This window comes from Pseudoalteromonas sp. CO342X (genome assembly GCF_004208915.1).
Lineage (GTDB): Bacteria > Pseudomonadota > Gammaproteobacteria > Enterobacterales > Alteromonadaceae > Pseudoalteromonas > Pseudoalteromonas maricaloris.
This window is the reverse complement of the sequence record NZ_SGPH01000022.1, coordinates 126,755-133,308: the sequence shown is the minus strand read 5'-3', so window position 1 is coordinate 133,308 and position 6,554 is coordinate 126,755. Positions and strand designations below refer to the sequence as shown.

The window sequence follows — 6,554 nt, the reverse complement described above, 5'->3', positions numbered from 1 at the left end:
ACCCCATGCCGAACTCAGAAGTGAAACAAAACAGCGTCGATGATAGTGTGGATTACCCATGTGAAAGTAGAACATCGTCAGGGCCCAATTAAAGAAACCCATTACACTATGTAATGGGTTTTTTGCATTTTTAGTTCAATACATCGCGAGATAAACTCGCTCCCACCTCTGCATAAGCACAGTGCGACGTGGTAGGCGGTTTACCCGCCGATTTGTATACATACACATCCAAGTCGAAAACGCTGAAGGCTTTCCCAATCTACAAAGTGATCACCTTCTTGAGATAAACTCGCTCTCACCACAGCATAAGCACAATGCAACATGGTAGGAGGTGGTTTATCCACCGATTTGTATATCTATACGTCTAGAATATGCTACTTTCTTTTTAGGTACCTAAAGAAAGAGAGTTAGCAAATCAAAGTGGCAGTGAAATTGTAAATTTACAACCACGGTTTAGCTTGCTTGATACGCTAATATTTCCTTTTAATAATTTAACGAGCTCGTTTGTGATCGCAAGGCCTAGCCCTGCATTGTGTTTGCGGTTACTTAGGCTATTTTTGGCCTGAAAGCTAGCGTCGAATATATAGGGAAGATCAGTGGCGCTTATCCCAATGCCAGTATCATTAACACTCACTAAAGCAATATCTTGTTGCTGCTGTAATGTGAGCTGTATTTCGCCACCAGCATCAGTGTGCCTGATAGCGTTATCGATGAGGTTTGATAAAATCCTGTCTAATTTCCCGATATCACTGTATACACTAACTTCGCTTGCTTTCGGGCTTATTGAGATGGTTATTCCGCGCTGTTTAGCTTGCAATGTAAATTTAGCCGCAACGTCATACATAAGTTCAAGTAGATTAAAGGGCTCAATATTAAGTTTGGTATGTCCAGCTTCTAGATGGGCGAGTTCAAAAATTTGCGCGATAAGATGATTGAGCTGATTTATATTTTTGCTGGCAATTTCGATGTGCGAAACGATATTTTTGTCACTCGTTTGTTTTTCTATCAGTTCAATGTAGCCTTTAAGCGAGGCAAGTGGTGTGCGGAGATCGTGGCTTAGCTGTGAAAGTAGTTCTTTCCGTTGTTCATCTTTGAGATTAAGTGTGGTTAATTGCTGCTGAATTTTATCCAGCATAGCATTGACGCTGCGACCCAGTTGATGGATCTCATCATGTTTTTCGGGCCAATTTATTTGGGCATCACGACTAATATTAAAATGGTTTTGGCTGACTTGATCTATATATTGAGTCAGTCTGGACACGGGCTTAGTGATTTTATTAAGTAGTAGCAGCACAACAACCAGCAAAAAGAACAAAGTGCCTAATAACCAACTTACCCCAAGCATTACCTTGTCTGAATTTTTTAGTTGCTCAATAATGCTATCGTATTTTGACGAGCCGATGATGATATATAGATAACCCTGCAAAATATCTTGATTAAATACAGGGGCTACAGAGAAAATTTTACTGCCGTTAACGCTTCTCGGATCGTCACCAAATACAGGTAGTTGGCTATCGCTCTTTAGGAGTTTTTTTAACGGGGTAACATCAATTTTTTGACGTTTAACCTCTCCAGGGGATGCAGAGTAAGTTAATAGCTTACCTTCAGGGGAGACAAAGTAAAACTCGAATGAGGGGCCTAAGATCATCAAGGTGTGAAATAGATTACTCAAACCGTCATAGTCGTACACTCCTTGTTTTATCAGGGGGTTATCGTCAACAAGATGGGTCGCAAGTGCGAGGTGTAATTGTTGTTCTGCTTGAGATTTAGAGACTTGAGATAGCGCTTGAGTCCACCACACAAAAATCGCTGCTATGACAACGAAAGTGACAAATAAGGTCAGTGCGAGTTTTTTGTAGAGTGAGAGCTTCATACGCTTTGCCCGCTAAGAGAGGCTGAATTTAATTTGTAACCAACACCCCATACTGTTTCTATCACCGTATTATTTGAAATAGCTTCAAGCTTTGCCCTCAGACGATTAATATGGGAGTTAACGGTATGCTCGTATCCTGAGTGTTGGTAGCCCCATACTGATTCTAATAGCTGGGTTCGAGAAAACACGTGATTTGGGTGTTTAGCAAAAAACTGCAGCAGCTCAAATTCGGTTGCGGTAAGGTCTAATCTAACATTAGCCAACGAAATTTCATGACAACAGGCATCGATAACTAGGCTCCCAACTGCAATTTTATCGCGTGGGAAGTCCGTATTTTCAGTCTGCATTGGTTGCTTAAGTTGCCTGACATGGCGTAGCTGGGCTTTCACTCTTGCTTGCAACTCTCTCGTATTGAAAGGCTTGCATATATAGTCGTCCGCACCAACTTCAAGTCCAATGATCCTATCGATATCGCTATTTTTTGAGGTGACGATGATGACACTACTCATAGGGTAAAGCGCCTTAAGCTCTCGACAAAGGGTTAGTCCATCCATATTAGGTAGCATTAAATCCAGTAAAATCACGGCAAAATCGTTCGCTTTAGCAGTCGACAATACTTGGCTGCCGTCGGCAATATGCGTTACCTCTAAAGCTAACTCCTCTAAATGCACTTGGAGTAATCTCGCTATGTCTAAATCATCTTCAACTAGCAACACGTTTTCTAACATAAATAGCCCTTTATGAAAGCGCAAACGCCTATGGCAGACGTTTGCGCACAGGCTATTTAACTCTCTCGATTGTGACTGCAAGCAGTGGGTTATCAAATTTATGGACACTAGTGAGCGTTGAACTTTGGAGTCCATCATCACTACCAACTACACCACTGTGCATCGTCACCATGTTGTGATTATCGTTGCGTTCTGCGTTAAAGCCCTCACCGCTATCTGCTGGGCCTGGTATGGTTCCCGCGGCTTCACTATTCAGCTCAGTGCCAGCATCGTAGGCAAGTGTTCGATACATTTGCATCTCACCTACGGGCAGCGCAGAGACGTCTATAGCATTTAGACCGGAGAATCCATCATTGGTATTCACCATCATGGTTAATAGCGATAACTTAAGCTCAGAAAGGTCAGTAGTTTTGATGGAAAGGTTGGTTGTCGCACCGGGGCCTAAAGGTCCATCCGTTGAGACGGATGCTTGTGTCATCTCTTCGGCTATGATGTCGCTGTTATTTCCGCCCTCTGCAATTTGCTCTAATGCTTCACTCGCTGGCATGCCGACAGTAAAGTAATGACCAGACTGATGAAGCAGCGCTGCAATTGGTGACATAGGCTGTGCATGTGTAAGGTTCGTGATAGTGATGGCAAACTCATACTCAACTGGCTCTGGCTCAACCGGAGGCTCTGGCATCACCATATTATTGTCATTGTCTCCACATGCACTGAGCAGGAGCGCAGACATCGCAATTAATGCTAATTTCGCTTTCATAGCTCCCCCTTATTTTACGGTTACTGTTACTTTAGCTACGGGATTTAACCAACGGTGCACGGTGTTATGCAGATCGCTATTACCGCCGACTTGCTCGTCGTCACCTACGTTGCCTCTGTGAATATGGACCATGGTGTTTTCTTCACTTGCTGTGACGCCAGCACCTTGAGTTCCAGGAGCTGCACCTGGCGATGCCGGGATCCCTAAAATACCGGGTGCACCAGAGCCTTCGACAACCAATTCATTATTCGCTTCAGTACCCGCATCATAGGCATTAAGGTAAACTTCATAGGTGCCGGCAGCGCTTGGAATAGGCCACGCATTTAATCCTACAAATCCATCATTGGTAGGAAGTAGCATTGCCACAATTGAAAGGTGCGTATTTCCCTCACTGGTAGATATCATCGCCATTGTAGAGCCTGCGGGTGCAAGTAGCCCCTCAGCTGGGTTGGCGACCATATTGGCGTTTGAGCTTTCGAGGATTTGTCCTAAAGCTGAAATGTCACCGCCTTCGGCCATGGCTTGCAATGCTTCAGAAGCTTGCTCACCGAGTTTGAAAAGAGCGGTATCTTGATTATGAGTAGCCACCAGTAAAGGCGTATAGTAAATACCGTGAGTGAGGTTAGTGATTTTTACTTCAAGGTCTTGTGCCAACGCAGCGCTTGATAAACACGTTGCGACTAATGTTGTCAGGATTTTTGCTTTCATGATGTACTCTTCTTATTAGGATTAACAGTCTCCTTATCATGGCTGCAAGATATTGAGATAGGCTCACGGAGTTATCACGTTTTTATCACAAAAGCGTAGAATACTTATCACAGGGCTCAGAACAGCGGAGCTTAGGGTAACTTGAAGTACGCCGGAACGGTTCTAGTCGGTCGAGAACTATCAATTCGTTCTGCAAGGTAGGGATAATGAGGAGTAAAAAACTCCTCATTACTAGAGAGGCGGGTTAGGGCTTATCGAAATAACTGAGGTTGACGCCAAGCACACTATTGGCATCAGCAAGCGTTACTTTGTCTTTAGTGTTTGGTGAAAAGTTAGGATCGATATATTCCATAATCATTTCATTAGCAATTTTCCGATAGGCGATTTGTATTGCTTCTGACGAGCTACAGCCTTGGTCTGTTTCAAAGACCTCGCTTAGTGGCGCTAAACCAAACCCTTTTTGTAGCGCTAAATCTGTCGAACGTAACGCGCCTTCTACCCAGCCCTGATAATCAGAGTAAGCTTCACCGCAGGTAAATAGATTTGGCAACGGCTCCACTAAATCTTCGATGACGTCTTTATCATTCGCACCAATTGCCCATTGATGTACACCAAAACCAAATTGAAGATTTTCAGGGACATTGAAATTCACATTCCCTTCCCAAATTCGAGCGCTTGTGAGGGTGGGCTGAGGAACATAATGTGTATTAAAAATGTCTTTAAAGAATTGTGTCGCTTGTCGTACAACCGCTTCCGAGGCTGGAAAAATATCACTGGGAATAGATTCAACGAGTTCCGACTCACGAGGGTGATGATAAAGCTCACCTTTGTTTTGCAGTGCACTCCAAAAATTAATATTTAGATAATCACAGTAAATAGTCAATGCAGCTGGGCGACTGTATTTAGCGGCTTCTATCCCTTCGAGTTTGTGTTGGGTTTCAGAATTAGGCTCGGCATGACGCTCGTTATACATAAGCGCGGCTGCGAGTTCATCATCTAAAGCATAAAAGGGATAAACAGAACCCGTTGGTAAATCGGCAAAGTTAGGTCCAAAGCTGACAGCTGGGCGACCTGTCATGCCGGTTCCCCACCATGCAGTGTCGTAGTATAAATTAATCTTCAGGAGCGGTTGGTTGCTTGTGCTTTGCAATGTATCCCATAACGCATCGCGCCGCTGCTTTGGTAGTTGTTTGAATACATCTGACGCAATGAACAACTTTTCAAGCGCGAGCCTTGGTAGCCCTAAAATAAGCTTTTCGGCTTTAAATGTTCCTTCGCTTATCTGTCCGTCTTGTTCGGTTTTGGTGTACTTAAGTACATATAGATTGTCTGCTTTATCAAAGGCGATGCTGTCGATGCTCGTTTGCAGGTAAATCTTCTCTTTACCTATTTTATCCACCAGCGCGTTTGGCAGGGTGCTAAAGCCATCTTTAAAGGTTCTAAATTCGACATCTGCAGGAAAGTCTTCCAAAAGCTGGTAGGCGACTCCCGCGTTCATTTTCGATAAGAAGGTGCCATTAAAACCCAAAACACGATACAGCATGGTGATACATTCTTGGCTATAACCCATATCAGTGAGTAAATCCCACAAAGACCAATTATATAGCGGTTCACCTTGCCATTGACATTGCAGACGGAAATCTTGCCAAAACTCTGGACCGCGAACCTCTGGCCTTGAATCAAACTGTGGATTCACTTGCAAGATACGATTAAAAACAACATTAATAATGTCTTTGGGGTTAACACCTTGCTCGTTTGGGTCGAGGTTATAAAGTGCTGACCAAATATGATAGTCGTCTTGTTCGGCATCGTTTACCGAAAAGCTGGTACCGCGAAAGTAGAGCCGGTTATTGCCGCCACTATTCATAGGGAAAGGGACTATCTGATCTTCTAGGCCTAACTTTAGAAAGAGGGCCATTAGGTCATCCATACCCTCAAATAGAAACCGCATACCACCTTGTTCTTCTTTGACTGTAATGGTGCTGTCAGGCTTTGCTCCTGCGCGGTTATCTCTAAAATGGATAAGATCTGAGTCCAATCTTCCACCTGTGCGGTTGCTGCGCTCAAAAATGGCGAAGTCATCAATGTCTGTTTCGCACTGTAATCGCCAAGCGCTATACAAACCAGACATACCAGCCCCTATCACTGCGACTTTCACCGCGTCTGGAATGAGTTTTTGACTGATGTCTGTACCTATTTTGTAGTGAGTCATGTGAGTTCCTTAGTCGACTATGTCTCACACTTTTGAGGCTGACTGCTTTTATACCAGTTGGTATTACTTCCTAGCTCGCTAAGTGATCTTTAATATATCTATGCACTCCAACCTGTTGAGTGCACTTTCCAAAAATTTGTTGCAACAAGCCAAGTATTGCTTTCTCAACCTGATGCAAAACCCAGATACTACTTTAGTACACGGGTTAAGTTTGTGTTAATTTTTGCGGCGGGTTTTGCCAAGTGTTTGTCTAAAAAGTACGAATGGCATGAA

5 protein-coding genes are annotated in these 6,554 nt (G+C 43.6%); all 5 read right to left on the bottom strand.

Annotation, left to right across the window (positions count from 1 at the left end):
- Positions 1-415: 415 nt before the first annotated feature.
- A complete protein-coding gene (locus EXT47_RS12145; protein ID WP_130126687.1) occupies positions 416-1,873 on the bottom strand; it encodes a HAMP domain-containing sensor histidine kinase in 1,458 nt (485 codons plus the stop codon).
- The gene (locus EXT47_RS12140; RefSeq protein ID WP_130126686.1) at positions 1,870-2,601 is read right to left on the bottom strand and encodes a response regulator transcription factor; all 732 of its coding nucleotides are present in this window, start codon (positions 2,599-2,601) and stop codon (positions 1,870-1,872) included. The genes EXT47_RS12145 and EXT47_RS12140 overlap by 4 nt, the downstream gene beginning before the upstream one ends.
- 52 nt (positions 2,602-2,653) lie before the next feature.
- Positions 2,654-3,361: a spondin domain-containing protein gene (locus EXT47_RS12135; protein ID WP_130126685.1), complete on the bottom strand. Its 708-nt coding sequence runs from the start codon at positions 3,359-3,361 to the stop codon at positions 2,654-2,656.
- 9 nt (positions 3,362-3,370) lie between these two features.
- Complete coding sequence (locus tag EXT47_RS12130; RefSeq protein ID WP_130126684.1) at positions 3,371-4,069, bottom strand: spondin domain-containing protein; 699 nt, start codon at positions 4,067-4,069, stop codon at positions 3,371-3,373.
- 244 nt (positions 4,070-4,313) lie between these two features.
- Entirely contained in the window at positions 4,314-6,281 is a 1,968-nt protein-coding gene (locus EXT47_RS12125; RefSeq protein WP_045989932.1) for an FAD-dependent L-amino acid oxidase, read from the bottom strand.
- Positions 6,282-6,554: the final 273 nt, after the last annotated feature.